16 protein-coding genes, 1 tRNA gene and 1 pseudogene are annotated in these 16,736 nt (G+C 51.1%); 13 read left to right on the forward strand and 5 right to left on the reverse strand.

The features are described 5' to 3' along the window. Nucleotides 1–2: 2 nt before the first annotated feature. The 5 genes and pseudogenes from fdxH to selB all read left to right on the forward strand — a co-directional run. The gene (gene fdxH, locus K0H59_RS00465) at nucleotides 3–917 is read left to right on the forward strand and encodes a formate dehydrogenase subunit beta (RefSeq protein WP_309304155.1); all 915 of its coding nucleotides are present in this window, start codon (nucleotides 3–5) and stop codon (nucleotides 915–917) included. Beyond that, the gene (locus tag K0H59_RS00470) at nucleotides 914–1,555 is read left to right on the forward strand and encodes a formate dehydrogenase subunit gamma (RefSeq protein WP_220054348.1); all 642 of its coding nucleotides are present in this window, start codon (nucleotides 914–916) and stop codon (nucleotides 1,553–1,555) included. Before fdxH ends, K0H59_RS00470 begins: the two co-directional genes overlap by 4 nt. After that, nucleotides 1,555–2,463 (forward strand): formate dehydrogenase accessory protein FdhE, encoded by a 909-nt coding sequence (gene fdhE / locus K0H59_RS00475; RefSeq protein ID WP_011620939.1) that lies wholly within the window; start codon nucleotides 1,555–1,557, stop codon nucleotides 2,461–2,463. Before K0H59_RS00470 ends, fdhE begins: the two co-directional genes overlap by 1 nt. Nucleotides 2,464–2,520: 57 nt before the next feature. Next, entirely contained in the window at nucleotides 2,521–3,942 is a 1,422-nt protein-coding gene (selA, locus tag K0H59_RS00480) for an L-seryl-tRNA(Sec) selenium transferase (RefSeq protein WP_220054349.1), read from the forward strand. Nucleotides 3,943–3,944: 2 nt separating this feature from the next. Further along, nucleotides 3,945–5,738, forward strand: a pseudogene (selB, locus tag K0H59_RS21355) (selenocysteine-specific translation elongation factor); the annotation flags it as partial. Between the two features lie 93 nt (nucleotides 5,739–5,831). Here the strand turns inward: selB and K0H59_RS00490 are convergent. Continuing rightward, nucleotides 5,832–5,926: transfer RNA gene (locus tag K0H59_RS00490), tRNA-Sec, on the reverse strand. Nucleotides 5,927–6,067: 141 nt separating this feature from the next. Here K0H59_RS00490 and fdhD point away from each other — a divergent pair. The 5 genes from fdhD to K0H59_RS00515 all read left to right on the forward strand — a co-directional run bounded on the left by fdhD (nucleotide 6,068) and on the right by K0H59_RS00515 (nucleotide 9,769). Then, nucleotides 6,068–6,904 carry a formate dehydrogenase accessory sulfurtransferase FdhD gene (fdhD, locus tag K0H59_RS00495; protein ID WP_220054350.1) on the forward strand — a complete coding sequence of 279 codons (837 nt, stop codon included), beginning with the start codon at nucleotides 6,068–6,070 and terminating at the stop codon, nucleotides 6,902–6,904. 124 nt (nucleotides 6,905–7,028) lie between these two features. Then, the gene (gene yedE / locus K0H59_RS00500; protein WP_011715383.1) at nucleotides 7,029–8,243 is read left to right on the forward strand and encodes a selenium metabolism membrane protein YedE/FdhT; all 1,215 of its coding nucleotides are present in this window, start codon (nucleotides 7,029–7,031) and stop codon (nucleotides 8,241–8,243) included. Further along, a complete protein-coding gene (gene yedF / locus K0H59_RS00505; RefSeq protein WP_011070517.1) occupies nucleotides 8,243–8,476 on the forward strand; it encodes a sulfurtransferase-like selenium metabolism protein YedF in 234 nt (77 codons plus the stop codon). The genes yedE and yedF overlap by 1 nt, the downstream gene beginning before the upstream one ends. 10 nt (nucleotides 8,477–8,486) lie before the next feature. Continuing rightward, the gene (locus K0H59_RS00510; RefSeq protein ID WP_217895751.1) at nucleotides 8,487–9,524 is read left to right on the forward strand and encodes a YeeE/YedE family protein; all 1,038 of its coding nucleotides are present in this window, start codon (nucleotides 8,487–8,489) and stop codon (nucleotides 9,522–9,524) included. A 20-nt stretch (nucleotides 9,525–9,544) separates the two neighbouring features. Next, entirely contained in the window at nucleotides 9,545–9,769 is a 225-nt protein-coding gene (locus K0H59_RS00515; protein WP_086902895.1) for a sulfurtransferase TusA family protein, read from the forward strand. Between the two features lie 45 nt (nucleotides 9,770–9,814). Here the strand turns inward: K0H59_RS00515 and K0H59_RS00520 are convergent, their stop codons facing one another. Together K0H59_RS00520 and K0H59_RS00525 are read right to left on the reverse strand one after the other, a co-directional pair. Continuing rightward, on the reverse strand, nucleotides 9,815–11,158 hold the full coding sequence (locus K0H59_RS00520; protein ID WP_088212706.1) for a M48 family metallopeptidase: 1,344 nt from the start codon (nucleotides 11,156–11,158) through the stop codon (nucleotides 9,815–9,817). Between the two features lie 116 nt (nucleotides 11,159–11,274). Next, the gene (locus tag K0H59_RS00525; RefSeq protein ID WP_220054351.1) at nucleotides 11,275–11,889 is read right to left on the reverse strand and encodes a hypothetical protein; all 615 of its coding nucleotides are present in this window, start codon (nucleotides 11,887–11,889) and stop codon (nucleotides 11,275–11,277) included. Between the two features lie 409 nt (nucleotides 11,890–12,298). On the opposite strand from K0H59_RS00525, the gene K0H59_RS00530 reads away from it, so the two are divergent. Next, nucleotides 12,299–12,895, forward strand: a complete 597-nt coding sequence (locus K0H59_RS00530) for an MliC family protein (RefSeq protein ID WP_374926078.1) — start codon at nucleotides 12,299–12,301, stop codon at nucleotides 12,893–12,895. A 2-nt stretch (nucleotides 12,896–12,897) separates the two neighbouring features. On the opposite strand, the gene K0H59_RS00535 is transcribed toward K0H59_RS00530, so the two are convergent. Then, complete coding sequence (locus tag K0H59_RS00535; RefSeq protein WP_220054353.1) at nucleotides 12,898–13,887, reverse strand: DUF481 domain-containing protein; 990 nt, start codon at nucleotides 13,885–13,887, stop codon at nucleotides 12,898–12,900. A gap of 124 nt (nucleotides 13,888–14,011) precedes the next feature. Further along, complete coding sequence (locus tag K0H59_RS00540; RefSeq protein WP_220054354.1) at nucleotides 14,012–14,653, reverse strand: DUF3157 family protein; 642 nt, start codon at nucleotides 14,651–14,653, stop codon at nucleotides 14,012–14,014. Between the two features lie 197 nt (nucleotides 14,654–14,850). Between K0H59_RS00540 and K0H59_RS00545 the strand changes: the two genes are divergently transcribed. Both K0H59_RS00545 and K0H59_RS00550 read left to right on the forward strand, forming a co-directional pair. Beyond that, nucleotides 14,851–15,234, forward strand: coding sequence for a DUF1090 domain-containing protein (locus K0H59_RS00545; protein ID WP_220054355.1), 384 nt, complete (start codon nucleotides 14,851–14,853; stop codon nucleotides 15,232–15,234). 233 nt (nucleotides 15,235–15,467) lie between these two features. Beyond that, complete coding sequence (locus K0H59_RS00550; RefSeq protein ID WP_011715390.1) at nucleotides 15,468–16,736, forward strand: mechanosensitive ion channel family protein; 1,269 nt, start codon at nucleotides 15,468–15,470, stop codon at nucleotides 16,734–16,736.

Consider the following 16,736-nt stretch of genomic DNA (forward strand, 5'->3'; position numbering starts at 1 on the left):
TAATGGCGACTCAAGATATCATTCAACGTTCCGGCACTTCGCAAGCGACTCCACCTGCACAGGCGAGAGTCGGTGGCGTGAAGCAAATTGCGAAGCTGTTTGACGCGACTAAGTGTAATGGTTGTAAAGCCTGTCAGGTCGCTTGTTCTGAATGGAATGACCTGCGTGAAGAGGTGGGTTCGTTCCAAGGGACTTATCAAAACCCAGCATCTCTGTCGCCAGAGTGCTGGACCCTGATGAAGTACAACGAGATCGAAGACCAAGGCAAATTACGCTGGCAGTTTACCCACAGTGCTTGTATGCACTGTGTGGATCCCGCCTGCTTAAAGGCCTGTTCTACCTCTGGCGCGATTGTTCAGCATGCCAATGGCACTGTGGATTTCGATTCGGACAAATGTATTGGCTGTGGTTATTGTGCCAGTGCTTGTCCATTCGATATCCCGAAGATCAGCGCCGTCGATAACAAAGCCTACAAGTGCACTATGTGTTCTGACCGCTTGGCTGTTGGGCTGGAGCCTTCCTGCGTGAAGTCCTGTACCACGGGTGCGCTGCGTTTTGGCACGCGCGAAGACATGCTGTTCTACTCCGAAAAGCGTGTTAACGAGCTGAAAGAACGTGGTTTTGCTAAGGCGGGACTCTACAACCCTGAGGGCGTAGGTGGCACAGGCATGCTGATGATATTGCACGATGTCACTCAGCCTGAAACCTACGAAATGCCAAAGGATCCGCAAATCCCATTGTCTGTCACCCTGTGGCAGGACTGGGTGAAACCACTAGGTACTGTCGGACTTCTTGCAACGGCGGCTGTTGCCTGCCTGCATAAGATCACCGTCGGTCGCAACATAGTGGAAGAGGACCAACCCGGCTATCAGCCGCCAGAGGACAAGGCGCAAGCGGAAGAGGAGGCCAAGAAATGAGCAAGCATAACAAGCAAGAAATGGTAGTGCGTCACAAACTGTTCGACCGCATCTGTCATTGGTTCATTGTGGCCGTGGGGCTAGTCACGTTTCTGACGGGCTTTTCCTTCTTCTATCCCTCCTTCCAATGGTTGGGTGCGATAGCGGGCACACCGCAATTGGCGAAGTTTATTCACCCAATTGCCGGCCTGATGATGTGTTTACCGCTGATGTTGATGTTGGTGCGTTATTACCACCACAACAAATGGGAAAAACACGATCTGGCTTGGATGCTCGCCATCAAGGACGTGATGTTCGAGAACGAGGACAAAATCCCGCCTATCGGCCATTACAACCCTGGCCAAAAAGTGCTGTTCCGTGCCTTTGTGCTGACGTCTATCACCTTAACCGTGACGGGATTCATCATGTGGCAACCCTACTTTGCACCTTACTTCTCGGCCACTGTCGTAGGCTGGGCGATCGTGCTGCATGCCATTAGTGCCTTGATCATGCTGATGTTTGTGATGGTGCACTTTTGGATGGCGACCTGGGTGGAAGGTTCTATCACAGGCATGCTTTACGGCAAGGTCTCTAAGGCTTGGTGCCGTAAACATCATCCGCTGATGTTGGATGAACATTCGGACGTGGAGAAACATTAATGAGTCATACAGCCGAGATACCTATGGTCCCCGGCAGCGAATCGCCGCTGGAGCTTAAACCCTTAAAGGCGGTGGACCCTAAAACTGTGTATCACAGACGGGCGCAGCGTTTGTTGTCGTTGGCCAAGGACTCGCCGCTGGCCGACTACTTTGAGCTATGCCGCCGTGTGGTTGCGATTCAGGCCAGATTGGCGGCGGAGGCTGACTTCGGTCAGCTTCTCGCTTGGGGGAAAGATGAAGCGATTCCGCTTTCCCACTTGGGTTCAGAGGCAGATAGCTACTGGCAAGGACTGCTACAACAACTGTTAAGCGATCTGCTGCCGCAGGTGGATGAGGATATGGCGCGAGTGCTGCGTTTGTTGATGCAGCAATCTCCAGAACAACTCACCTCCTGGGGGAGTGCATTGCGTCAGGGACATATGAGCGAAGTGCCCGCGCGCTTCAGTTTGTTTATCTGGGCGGCGATGGGGGTCTACTGGTCCCATTGGGCACCTATGGTGATTAAACGGATCGATCAACGCAAAGTCGTGCAGCAGAACCTATGCCCGATTTGCGGGTGTCATCCCGTGGCGAGCGTGATCGTCGACCAGCCGCGAGCGGGTCTGCGTTATCTGCATTGCAGTTTGTGCGAGAGCGAATGGCACTACATTCGCGCCCATTGCACTAGTTGCGGTCAGGATAAAGGGACGACGCTCTGGTCATTCGATGATGCCAAGGCGCAGGTGCGCATCGAGAGCTGCGACGAATGCCATGGTTACACCAAGATGCTGTTCGTTGAAAAGTCACCGCTGATGGATGTGGCGGCCGACGACTTAGCGACCCTGATGCTCGACAGTGAGCTAAATGCCAAGGGCTTTGGGGCGACCACGGTCAATCCATTGCTGCTGGCCCACGAAACTGAGCAATAACCAAAGTTGGGAAGGGCTCACCGAGTCCTTCCCCTTATATTTATCAAGATGATACAAATGATGACCCAAGTACCCGATACACCCCAAGCCCTGTACCGCGCACTGCCGTCGATGGACAGTCTGCTCGCCGATGCGATATTGGCGCCCCTGCTGCAACGCTATGGTAAAGCAGCAGTAAAAGCGGCGCTGGATAGTCAGTTACGCACGGCGCGTGAGCTGATTGCTCAGGAGCGACGTTTACCCGCTTGGTGTGCTAACCCGTCATTATTGAACGGATATTTGGTTGATCAATTGTCTAAGGACTATAGCCATAGTCTAAAACCCGTGTGGAACCTCACCGGAACCATACTGCATACCAATCTTGGCCGTGCCCAGCAGTCTGAGGCGGCCATTCGGGCGGTGACGTCTGTGATGCGATATCCGACGCCGCTGGAATTTGAATTAGCCGCCGGTGAGCGCGGCCATAGGGATAATGCCATTAGTGGGTTAATCCAGCGCCTAACAGGGGCTGAGGCCTGCTGCGTGGTGAATAACAACGCCGCCGCTGTGCTGCTGATGTTATCTGCGGTCGCGGCGGGCAAAGAAGTGATCGTCTCCCGCGGCGAGCTGGTGGAAATCGGCGGCGCCTTTCGCATTCCAGACATTATGCGCCAAGCGGGCTGCACCTTAGTGGAGGTCGGCAGCACTAACCGTACTCACCTCAAGGACTATGAGCAGGCGATAACCGAAAATACCGCCGCTATTATGAAGGTGCATACCAGCAACTACCATATCAGTGGCTTTACCGCTTCGGTGGATGAGGCCAGATTAGGCCAACTCTGCCGCGAGCGTGGGGTCGCGCTGATTTCGGATCTTGGCAGTGGTTCACTCACCGACTTACGCCGTTTTGGCCTTAAACAAGAGCCGACTCCCCAAGCTATGTTGGCGGATGGCGTCGATCTGGTCAGTTTCTCCGGCGATAAACTCCTCGGCGGCCCGCAATCAGGATTGATTGTCGGCAAACAGGCGCTAATTAATAAGCTTCAAAGTCATCCACTAAAGCGTGCATTGCGTTGCGACAAGCTGATTCTCGCGGCGCTTGAGGCGACGCTGATCCACTATCTCAACCCCGAAACCTTGGATCGGGAACTGCCGATTATGGCTAAATTTGCCCGCAGCCAAGCTGAGTTGCGCCAAATCGGTGAGCGGTTACAGCGCGCCTTAGCGCCGCTGTTTGCCCCGAGCTATGGCATTGAATTAGTGGAGTGCCAAACCCAAGTCGGTAGTGGCTCACAGCCCGATACCTTTTTACCCTCAATCGCCCTGTGCTTTAACGCGCAAGAGGGCGGCAGTTTAACGTTGCTCGAGCAGCATTTTAAGCAGGCGCAGCGCCCTGTGATTGGCCGAATGACCCAAGATCAACTTCGCCTCGATCTGCGCGGTATCGATGATGAGGCCGAATTGTTAGCCGAACTCAGCACCTTAGGTGTGCAGCTATGATTATGGTCACCGCTGGCCATGTCGACCACGGCAAGAGCACGTTGATCCGTGCCTTAACGGGGATGAACACCGACAGGCTCCCCGAAGAAAAACGCCGTGGCATGACCATCGATCTCGGTTACGCCTTTATGCCACTGCGGGATGGCACTCGCTTAGCCTTTATCGATGTGCCCGGCCATGAAAAATTTATCAATAATATGCTGGTAGGCGTGAGCCACGTGCGCCACGCGCTGCTGGTGTTGGCCTGTGACGATGGCGTGATGCCACAAACCCGCGAACATCTGCAAATCCTCGCGCTTTTACCGCTAAACAGTTTGACCTTAGTGCTGACCAAACGGGATTTGGTCGATGACCAAACCGCCGCCAAGTTGACTCAAGAGGGGATGGCGTTGCTTGCCGAATACGGTATCGAAGCCAGTGGCGTGTTTGAAGTCTGCGCGAATGATGCAGGCGATGCGGGGGTAGACACTCTTAAACAACATATTTTAGAGATCGCCGAGCAGCAATCGCCCCAAGCGGAAGATGCCAGTAGCTTTAGGATGACGCTCGATCGCGCCTTTAGCGTTAAAGGTGCCGGCTGTGTGGTCACTGGCACTGTGATTAGCGGCAGTGTGTGTATCGGCGATAGCCTCTACAGCTCTGGGCAAAAAGCAAAATTACGGGTGCGCGGCATTCATTGCCAAGGGATGGAAGTCCACAGAGCCTTAAGTGGCACTCGGGTCGCGTTGAATCTTACTGGCGTCGATAACCACAGGGCGCCCGCCCGCGGTGACTGGTTAAGCAGTTTGCCTCAGGCTGAGCTGTGCGCTAGACCCGTAGTGCAAATTCGCAGTTTCGAACCCTTAACCCATTGGCAAAATGTGCATTGTCACCACGGCGCCGACCATACCCTAGGGCGAGTATCGCTTCTGGATGAAGCCGATGAGCAGGGGCGTTATCTGGCCGAAATTGTGCTCGATAAGCCATTGCTGCTATGTCAGGACGACCCGATAGTGCTCAGGCATATTGGTGGCAAGCAAACGCTGGGCGCTGGGCGGGTGCTGGCATTAAAAGTCCCCAATCGTAAGAAGCGCACGCCGGAGCGTGTCAGCAAGTTGCAACAGTTGGCCCAGCTCTCCAACCCAGTGAATGTGCTGGCGCTACTCGGTCAGACTGAGGCGCTCAGTATCGATGAAATCCGTTGGCGCTGGCAGCTAACCGATGAAGGGCTGGCCGCCATGCTGGCGCAGGCGGGGCTGAGTCGCCTCGGAGCCTATGGGCTATCGACTCAGTTACTTGAGCAAGAAAAACGGCAGTTTATCGATCTGTTACGTGAATACCACCAACAGCACCCCGACCAATTGGGGCTGGGGCGTAATCGCCTGCAACGCATGAGCCACAACGTATTGCCTAGCGAGCTTGCCAATAAGGTGCTCGATAGTCTCTGCCAAGAAGGGCTGATGGTGCTGCGCGGCGCCTTGCTGCAGCTGGCAGATCACAGAATTGTCCTCGATAGCGAGGCGCAGCAGTGCTGGCAACGCTTGGCCCCTTGGTTGGCACTGCAAACCTCGCCCGTGTGGGTGACTGAAATGGGGGAATACCTCGAACTCGAGCCCGCCAAACTCAGATTGCTGTGTTTTCAACTGGTGCAACAGGGCTTTATTACCGCCGTGGTGAAGGACAGATATCTGCTGAGCGAGCAGTTGTGTCATTACGCCAATCTGGTGCGTGCGCATGTGGAAACCCACGGCAAGCTCGAAACCGCAGAGTTTAAGGATCTGATTGGCCTAGGCCGTAAGGTCAGTATTCAGCTGTTGGAGTTTTTTGACCGCAGTGGTTTTACCCGTAGGAAGTATCGCAGTAACAGTCGGGAGATTCGGGATGGGGAACTGTTTTACTCCCATGAGAATTGGCGGAAGAACATAGGAGTCGAACCTACCCAGGACTGCTGGCAGCCCTACCCGGATTTGAAGTCCGGACGCCTCACCGGAGACGACGTTCTTCCAATAGAAGACAAACCGATAGTAGAAAATGCTTAAACCTGAATCAAGCGCATTCGTATTTCGTTAGTCGCTTTGTGACTTGAGTCGAACTTTGTTAGCAAACCAATTGTTTTTATTTGAATTAATGAGTTTAGAGGGTCGCTATGGAATATCATTCACACGCCGTGGTTACTGAGAGAAAGGTGACCCTTTTAGAGCAGGGACAGGCCTCCGAGTTAACCGATTATGTGGCAAACGAGGTGCGAGTGGCGCTGGTGTATAACGGCATCGCCCACACTGTAATGCTCGCTAGCCCAGAAAATCTCGAAGAGTTCGCCATTGGCTTTACCTTGTCGGAGCGAATTGTTTCCCATGTGAATGAAATCAAAGGTGTGGATCTCGAGTTCACCCCCGAAGGCGTGCTCATTCAGGTGGAAATCACCCAAAGATGCTTTATGGAACTCAAGCAGCAACGGCGCAATATGGCTGGCCGTACTGGCTGCGGACTCTGTGGTGTAGCGCAGTTGGAGGAAGCGGTTAAACCCGTTATCCGTGTGGACTCGGACGCCAGATTTAATATCGATCATCTGCAGCACGCCTTAGAGCAGATCAAAGAGAATCAACATCACTTTAAGCTCACGGGGGCGACCCACGCCGCCATGGGCTTAGATGCGGAAGGACAAATCATCGCCGCCTTTGAGGACATAGGTCGGCACATTGCACTGGATAAATTAATCGGTGGATTTTCAATGCGTAAGGCTGAGCGACCTGTCGCCGTGTTGCTCACTAGCCGCGCCAGTTTCGAAATGGTGCAAAAGGCAGCCAGTGCCAATATCCAAATTCTGTTTGCTATGTCCGCCGTGACTTCACTGGCGTTGGAATTAGCAGAGAAAAGCAACATCACGCTTATCGGTTTTTGCCGTAATGGCAGAGCCACGCTCTACACCCATAGCTATCGGTTATCGGGAGTGAATCGTGGTTGTTTAGCGAAAGCCATCTAAAGCGTGTCGCCACACAATTAAGATTCTTTAGCACCTTATTTTTAAGGGATTGTGCCTTGCTTGTGTGGCAACGGGTATAAGCCTCGTGCTTATTTTTTATAGTCTCGTTCATTAGGGTAATGACATGACATGGCAAGAATTTAAACAACAATATTTAGTCCGTTTTTGGGCACCTATGCCTGCGGTTATCGCCGCCGGTATCCTTTCTACTTACTATTTTGGGTTAACTGGCACTTTTTGGGCTGTTACGGGCGAGTTTACGCGTTGGGGCGGGCACTTACTGCAACTGGTTGGTGCAAATCCTGAAACTTGGGGTTATTTCAAGGTGATTGGTTTACAGGGTTCTCCCTTAGACCGTATCGACGGCATGATGATCATCGGCATGTTTGGTGGTTGTATTGCGGCGGCGCTGTGGGCGAATAACGTCAAACTGCGTATGCCACAGAGCCGTATCCGCATCGCTCAGGCGTTAATCGGCGGCATTATTGCTGGCTTTGGGGCGCGCTTGGCTATGGGCTGTAACTTAGCAGCCTTCTTCACTGGGATTCCGCAGTTTTCCTTACATGCGTGGTTTTTTGCTCTGGCGACGGCGGCGGGTTCTTACTTTGGTGCGCGTTTTACGCTACTGCCTATGTTTCGCATTCCGGTGAAATTGAAGAAAGTCGATAAGGCGACTTCGGTTAAGCAGGATGAAAATCAAGCCAGACGGCGTTTTCGTATCGGCATGTTAGTGTTTGCGGCCATTATCGGCTGGGGATTACTGACAATGTTCAATGCGCCTAAGCTGGGTATCGCCATGCTCTGCGGCGTGGGTTTTGGTCTGCTGATTGAGCGGGCACAAATCTGCTTTACCTCGGCATTTCGCGATATGTGGATCACCGGACGCACCCATATGGCTAAGGCGATTATTCTCGGTATGGCGGTGAGTGCCATCGGGATTTATAGCTATGTGCAATTAGGTGTGCCGCCCAAAATCATGTGGGCTGGCCCGAATGCGGTGATTGGCGGCCTGCTGTTTGGATTTGGCATTGTACTGGCGGGTGGTTGTGAGACGGGTTGGATGTATCGCGCCGTCGAAGGTCAAGTGCATTTCTGGTGGGTTGGTTTAGGTAACGTACTGGGTTCAACCCTGCTGGCCTACTACTGGGATGATTTAGCCCAGCCATTAGCCACAAGTTGGGACAAGGTTAACTTGCTCTCTAGCTTTGGCGATAAGGGCGGTTTATTGCTGACCTATCTGCTGCTGGCGCTGTCGTTTGCGGCCATGTTGCTGTGGGAGAAACGTTTCTTTGCCCGTAAGGCGAAGCGGGATGAACAATTGATCGCGGAGGCGGCATAATGAGTCAATATATTCCAGATTATCAACTCGATATGGTGGGCGAGCCTTGTCCTTATCCCGCAGTGGCAACCCTTGAGGCCATGCCGACACTGAAGCCGGGGGAGATATTAGAAGTGATCAGTGACTGCCCGCAGTCAATCAATAATATTCCACTCGATGCCAAGAATCATGGCTATAAAGTGCTAGAGATTGAGCAAAATGGGCCAACGATCCGTTATCTGATCCAGCGCTGAGGATAGGGCTATGCTAACTATCATCAGTGGCTTAGGGATTGGTTTGGCTATGGGCTTTGTGATGCAAAGGGGCAGATTCTGTATGGCGGGAGGGATCCGCGATACCTATCTACAACGTGACTTTACCATGGTGATCGCGATTTTGATTGCCATCAGCATCCAAAGTTTAGGGCTGTTTCTGTTCTATGAGTGGGGCTGGGTTAAATTGCCCGAAGGGCATTTTCCCTGGTTGGCCACCTTAGTGGGTGGAATATTGTTTGGTGTAGGGATGGCTGCAGCGGGAAGTTGCTCTACTGGTGCCTATTACCGTGCAGCCGAAGGATTGGCAGCCAGTGTGATGGCGGTGCTTGGTTTTATTGTTGCCAGTAAATTTGTGCGCCTTGATGAGATGAAGGGGCTTCTTAAGCCTTTGAAACAGCATCAACTTGAGGATCAAACCCTCTATCAAACTTTAGGTGTTTCCCCTTGGGTGATCGTGCTTGCTCTCGTCTCACTCACATTATGGTTGGCATTGAGTTATCTCAAACGCCGCAAACGTCCGGTAGCGCTAATGGCGCCTCGTAAAACGGGGATAGCTCATTGGTTGTTTGAGGCGCGTTGGCATCCTTTTGTAACAGCTCTAATGATTGGTTTGCTAGCGCTGCTGGCTTGGCCAGCCAGCCTTGAGAGCGGTCGGGTTGGTAGCGTGGGGATCAGTGGTCCAAGTGCGCAATTATGGGATCTTATCACCACAGGCAACACTAAGTTTTTTAGTTGGCCTGGATATTTCCTCTTAGGGCTATTTGCCGGTGCCTTCATTGCCGCCCGAGGTAGTGCTGAGCAGCGCTGGCGCTATCCTGGACATAAAGTCGTATTGTTTGGGTTTGTAGGTGGTTTGTTTATGGGAGTAGGCAGTGGGCTTGCTGGTGGCTGTATGCTGGGTAACGCGCTGGTTGGTACAGCCTATTTGTCGTGGCAAGGCTGGCTATTTATTCCTGCTATTTTATTGGGTAGTTGGTGCTTTAACTATTTTGCACTACTGAGGCCGATGCGCCTTGCGCAGATTTAATTTCGATAAAGGAGCTGTATATGGAACACTATCTCGACACAACGGGTAAGTTATGCCCTTTTCCTTTAATTGAGTTGCAACGTTTAATCACCAATCTTGAGACCGGTGATAAAGTGGTATTGGATTACGATTGTGGCCAAGCAACTGAAAATATTCCGCGCTGGGCCGCAGAGGCTGGGCATGAAGTTATTCACTTTGCGCAGAAGGGTGATGCTGCTTGGACAATGACGATTCAAAAAGGTTAATTTGTCCTAAAATAAAAAGCGCTGCATTGGCAGCGCTTTTTGATCTTAGCCTTGGCAATCGGCTGGTAGATATTCGTCGGGAATACCGTTACTGCTACATACCCAAGTGACATTATCTTGCTCGTCAACTTGGGGCGACAGATACACCTCATAATCTTGATAATCTCCTAAGGCTTCGCCGGCAACAAAACCAACAATCCCCTCGGAATAAAGGTTAAAGGTGGTTAGCTGCTCATCGCTAAAACCTAGCGGCTCTAACTCGGTCGGCCAAGCTTTATGGTTTTGGTAGTACTGAGTCAGCACCCCGGTAATCGGGGCTAATGATTGATGTAACTGATCGATATGCTCGATTGCCAGTGCGGCATCGGGCACGTTAGCGGGCTCAGAGTCCATTTGCGGGGTGCTGGTGGCGTAGTTGGCATCATCATAGTTAATGCTGGCTGCGCCCGCTTTCTCTTGGTATTCCTTATATGCGGGAATCGCGACCGCAGCGGCCACACCGATAATGGCCGCAAGGATGATAATCCCGCCGCCCGCGGTGCCCATACGTGGCATAAACAGGCTAAAGAGGTAGGCGAATACACTGCGAGAAGGCGCTGCATACATTTTGCCTTGTGCGGTCGCTTGTACTCTTGCCATACGTTTAGTCAGCCATGGATAGCTGCTATTAAGCTCATGGAAGGACATCCAAAATCCGCTCGACTCTTGGGTTTGGCGAATATATTGATCGACATTCATCCGCTTCCACTGCTCAACCCCAGCGGCTAATACGGCAACCGCATTGGTGGCCGAACGTAGGCTATTGCAGCAACGCAGACCGTGCAGGTCGCAGGTGTACTCGCAGGCGCGGGCATAGGCTGCGCCCACTAACGGCAGCCAAGTGGCGAACACTAACAGCGGCTCTTTACCAATATGGTTACGGCGAATATGGCCCAGCTCATGGCCGATATAGAAGTTAAGGGCATCTTTATCGGACTCGAGTGCATCCACAATCGATGAGAACAGCACTATGTAGTTACGGCGCAGAAAGCGGGTGGCAAGGGCATTTAGCATGCCATCGGCGGCTAACAGGTAGGCGCGGGGCGGTTCTTTAATCTCTAAACGCTCGCAGCAGGCGAGGTATTGTTTGTGTAAATCGGGGAACTGCTCAGGGCTGATTTCAACCGCCGTGCCCTTTAAGTAGCTGATAAACGCCGAGTGGGTAAAGAGGTAAATGATGAAAAACATCAGCACATAAATCAGGGCGAGACCTTTGGTGGCTAAGATCAGCACGGCCCAAATTAGCCCTGAAATAATCGCTAAAATTGCAAACAGTGACTTTTCTTTCGAATAGACGGTATCGGCCATTTGAATGGGGTTGTCGTTCCCTGTGCTAATCGCTTGTTCCATGTTGATCCTTTTCCTAGTGAAATAACAAAGCGGCGTGAAAATAGTCAATTTCACTAGGAAATTCAATCTCTATAACTGGAATAACCGATAATTTACCCTTAAGTGCTAAAAATGGCTTAAGGTGCTAATACTGCGGAGCCATTTTTTATCGCGTTTTGCGCCAGTTCGTAAACCTGCTTCTCGGCCACATCGACTAATGCTTGGTGCTCTTCGCCGAGTTGTTCCATCTCTTTACCCATCACTTCCATCGATGCGCCTAGGCTTTCAATTTGCGCGTTAACCTCAGCATCTTTTTCACTTGAGGCGAGATTGATTAAGAGTTTGCTGGTTTCGGCGCTGATGGCATCGCCCTTAACTTGCATTTGTTCACCCAGACGCTGCATCTTCTCGCCTTGGATCTGCATTGGGCGCACCGCCTCTTTTACTTGATTGACTAAGGCCGGATCGGTAATCACATAGCTATTTCCAGCGGTTTTGACCCACAGATAGTCGGTTTGATAAGCATTGCCTTGGCGTTTGAGTTTATTCCAATCTTGGCTCTCACCCGCGCCTATCGTGAGCTCGCCATCTTGGCGTACATAAATCCACGAAAAGTTAGGATAGTTACGGCTATTGATCGAGATGTTGGTGTCGCTAGATGACCGAGTGCTTACCTGTTGGGCTGCCCAAATCCCACAGGGGATAAGTGCGAGGATCAATAAACCGCCGAATACTTTTGTGTGAGTGTTCATAATGCTTCCTTGTATAGGGATAAGTGTGGTGACCCACTAACTAGGCAGAATATGTGCCAACTAAATATTCTTTATTTATCAGCATGATAAAAATTGTGTCCGCGTGAGGAGTCTAAAGTGTCCGCATTATGACTTTAAATGTGTCCGCGCGATTGTCCGTTCAGTGGACACTCTTGGGATAACGTCTGTGGCTGCACTACACTTACTCGAGTTTGTGCAAAGCCGTTAGCTTGTAGCGCTAACATTGGCAGGTATTTGTGGCTAAGTGCTGATTTTTGCTCGCTCCAAGAGGGGGATTGAGCTTAAGTCAGCTTAGGTTAAGCCAAGGTGGCGTTAGCTATGGGTAACAGGTAGCCATAAGCAATAAATAAAGGGAATCACGGGTATGACATTTACCAAGAGAATCAATATGCAAACCGCAGGAGCGGCGGGGCTTTTAGCCGTGGCCTTAAGTGTCCCAGCTATGGCCGCGGAAAAGCCTTCCTTTGACTGTGGCAAGGTTCAGGCAGGCAGTATCGAAGAGCTGGTGTGCCAGGATGCGGGCTTGACTAAGCTCGACCAACAGCTTGCAGAGGTTTACGCTCAAGCTGCTGATAAGGCAAAGAATGAACAACCTCCTATGCTGAAAGCCATGCAGCGGGGCTGGGTCAAAGGCCGTAATGAATGTTGGAAGAGTGAAGATAAACGCGCCTGTGTTGAGTCGAGTTACCAGACGCGGATTGCAGAGCTACAGGCGCAGTATCGCCTCGTGGAAATGACCGGGCCGATATTTTACGCCTGCGACGGTAATCCGGCGAATGAAGTCGTGGTCAGTTACTTTAAGACTGAGCCTGCCACTCTGATAGCCGAGCGTGGCGATCAAACGTCCTTGATGTTTGTGCAGCCCAGTGGCAGCGGCGCTAAGTATCAAGGGCGCAACGAAAGCCTTTGGGAACACCATGGCGAAGCCAAAATTGTCTGGGGATACGAAGCGCCAGAAATGACCTGCGTGGTAAAACCTCAGTAAATTTAGAAGTTAACCCCTAAACCTAGGCTGTAGGAAATATCCCGAGAATGCTGCACAGCGGATTTAGTCTCATTGATATCGTATTTAAATGAGAGGTAAATCTGTTGTGTTAGCAGGTATTTAAGTCCAAACGTCGAGTCAGAAATATATTCGATGGTGGGAATATCGGGGAAGGCAATTTGCAAATCCGCATAGGTCTCTAACACACCGTCGAACCAATATTGCTTGTAGTTAATGGTTGCCGCCCAAGCATTTAGCTCATAAGTAAACACTTGATAATCTAGCCAGAAGTGATTGTAGGTGAGTACAAAGTCGAGTTTGTCGCGGTTGACACCCCAAAAACGATAACCCGGACCCAATGCGGCGTAGTAGCTGCGGATATCGAGGTTGAGCTTATCCTCCTGATAATAATCCTCTTGCCGCAGGAACCAATGATCACTGATCAAATAGTCGAGGCTGTAATGGGCTTCGAGGGTATTACGCTTAGTGGTTTTGTCTTCGGTCTCGTAGCGGACTTCACTCTTGAGGTTATGACGCCAGTTTAAGGTTTCGGCGGTCACATCTCCCTTAGCATGCAGCTTTTGAGTGTTTTTACTGTTATGGGTGACATCAATGGCGGCCTCTACACTGCCGCTGTAGTGCCAGTCCGAGTCACTCAGGAGTTCCGAATAGATTAACTCGCTGATTGGGGTCTGCTTATCGTCTATCAGCACAAAGCTATCTAATTCAGAAGCTTGAACCGTTACCTCTTTGATTGAGCGATTGATACTCCAGTGCTGTGACTCACGGGTTTCAAAGCTGCGAACCGCGCTGCGTTCGATAGTGATTTTGGGGGCGTAGCTAGGTTTGATTACCAGATTTTGCTCATCTAGGGCTTTTATCTCACCGGTAATTTTATCGCCATTGTTCAGAAATACCGTATCGGCAATGGCATGGTGACTAACACCACAGAGCCAGAGTGTAAGAGCGAGAGATGAATATCTATTGGGCATCTTGCATCTGGCTCATATGGGGAATAAGGGCATGCTGGCAATTGTAGCTTATTCGCCTGATAACACCCGTTTGAGTTTGTAAGGAATTGAAAGTTAACTCCAATTCCTTACCTCATTCGTCGGATTAGCGCGAGTTAATCTCAGTGATCTTGAGATTAATCAGTTGTTTCTGCCAGCGGTTTTTATCGACGCCTTCGACCCAAATCACTGGGCTCTTACGTTGCTCGCCTTTACGCAGGTAGGTTTCTGGCATGCGGAAAATGGCTTCCCAGACTTCCAGTTTTTCGGTTTTGAGCAAGGTGCCATCGTCGGCAAAGAAGCTAGCTTCGACTTCAACTAAGGTCACGTGCTCACCGCTAGTGCTGGCAAGCTCGAAGGTCAGGCCGAGTTTATCGCCCTTCCATTGGCTCTCGTTGAAGGTGACTTTAATGCCATCTTTGGCGGTAGAGCCTAAGAGCTCGGGTCGTGCTATCGCATTTGCAGTTAGCGTGGTGACAGGTTGAGCAGCTTCAATGGCGGGTGTGCTGCTGGCTACTGCTGTGGCCGCTGCGGTTGATGTCACCGCGGTAGTTGGGGTTGCAACTGTGGCAACCGCTGGCGCTGCCGCGACTTTGGTTTCTGTGATGATATATTCCCAAGTGAAGTCATCTTTGAGTCTGACCTGAGCGCCATTCTCTAGGGTGATAGTTGCCACATCGGCGGCCATCACAGATGAAGAGAGCAGCAATAACGAGCTGAGCGCGCTGAGGCGAAATGAACTGGGCATGGTTTCTGGCTCCGATATCCGTCTGAGTCAATATTTTTCCCTAACATAAACAATTTATTGCTATTAAGTCACTGCCTAAGTCGCATTTGTACCAAGAAAGTCGATTTTACTTAAGCACAAATACAGCTTGTGGTTATAAGCTATGGCACTATCAAGTCTATAACAGGATTAAATATTGCCACCTAAAGGAGGAGCCTATGTTTTGTCGATTCGGATGCTTGCTAGCCTTGTTGTGCAGTGGCGTGGCATTGGCGCAGGATGAGCCCCCTAAAGGCTGTGCTGCAAAGCTAGCAGCAATTGAGGCGCAGCTTGTTGAGGCTAAAGCCGCGGGTAATCAAGCAAAAGCAGAGGGTTTAGAGCAGGCGCGCCAAGCTGTGCTAACCCATTGTGATGATGACAAGCTATACCAAGAGCGCTTAGCTAAGGTTGAGGCCTTAGAAGCTAAACTCGTCGAACGTCAAAATGAGCTGACTGACGCGATTGCTGCGGGTAAGTCTATGGATAAAATCAATAAAAAACGCCAAAAGGTGGCAGAGGCTCAAGCTGAACTGGATCAGGCGCAGGCCAAACTTGAGCAATAGCTGCTAGGCCATTAGCTGCTGCGCTATGGATGCTGGACTCAATCTGGCATTTTCAACCGTGATGCGCTTTAAGCTCTTGGCCTCGAATGCTAAAATCGTTTGAAAAATAAATGGTTGTGAAATATTTGTTGCTAGGTTCAATCGTGAGCGCGTCATGCTCTCGCAACCTTATGGCTTTATCTTGGGATGGCTTAATTGGGCAGATAACCCAGCCGTTTCTCTAGGAGTAGATTGTGGATCAAGAAATTCGCCTTGAAATCTCGGGCTGGTTATCGAGTGTCGGGATCGACAGCCAACCGTCCGACAGCATTTCAACGAGCATTATGCTGCTTGCCTGTGTGCTGGTGGCGGCCATTGCCTATTTTATTATGCGCCGTGGGGTGATCCGCGCGGTTAACATGGTGATCCTGCGCTCCAAGGCGACGTGGGACGATGTGTTTATGCGCTATAAAGTGCTCGAAAAGCTGGCGATGTTAGTCCCCGCGATAGTGCTTAACCTGCTAGTGCCCATTACCTTAACCGAGCACCCCGTGCTTAGCAGTTTAGTCGACCGTCTATTGAGTATTTGGTTGGTTATCCTGATGATCCGCGCCATTTACGCTGGGCTAGATGCGGTTAATGAGATTTCCGATGTCAATCTGGTCAGTCGCCGCTTGCCGGTAAAAAGCTTTGTGCAGCTGATTAAACTGTTCCTGTTCTTCGTCGGTCTGATCGTGTCGATTTCCGTACTGGCGGATCAGTCCCCCGTGTACTTCCTCAGTGGTTTAGGTGTGGCAACGGGTTTTGTGATGTTAGTGTTCCGCGACACCATTTTGGGCTTTGTGGCCGGCATTCAGCTCGCTGCCAACCGCATGGTGAGCAAGGGCGACTGGATCCAAATGGACAAGTACGGCGCCGACGGTGCGGTGGAGGAAGTGTCCTTAACTACGGTCAAAGTGCGTAACTGGGACAAGACCATCACCATGATCCCCGCCTATGCCTTAGTGTCGGATGCATTTCGTAACTGGCGCGGTATGTCGGAATCGGGGGGGCGCCGTATCAAGCGTGCGGTCAATATCGATATCAACAGCATTAAGTTTTTATCTGAGGAAGAGCGAAATCGCCTCAGTAAAATCAATTGCTTGAAAGAGTATTTCCCCGCCAAGATCAGTGAAATTCAAGAGTCGAATGCCAAAGTGTCGGATCTGGACATGAAGGTCAACGGTCGCCATCTGACCAACGTCGGCACCTTCCGCGCCTATTTGCAGGAGTACCTGCAACGCCACGATAAAGTGCATAAGGATATGACCCTGATGGTGCGCCAATTGGCACCAACTACCGAAGGTTTACCGATAGAGATTTATATCTTTACCAATGACACCCGTTGGGCTTTTTATGAGGCGATACAAGCGGATATCTTCGACCATATCTTTGCCGTATTGCCCGAGTTTGGTTTGCAGGCCTTCCAAGCACCGACAGGCAACGATATCCGCAGTCTAAAATCGGTGAAAGTCGAGGGCTAA

The organism is Shewanella sp. FJAT-51649, from assembly GCF_019457435.1.
Classification (GTDB): Bacteria; Pseudomonadota; Gammaproteobacteria; order Enterobacterales; family Shewanellaceae; genus Shewanella; species Shewanella mangrovisoli.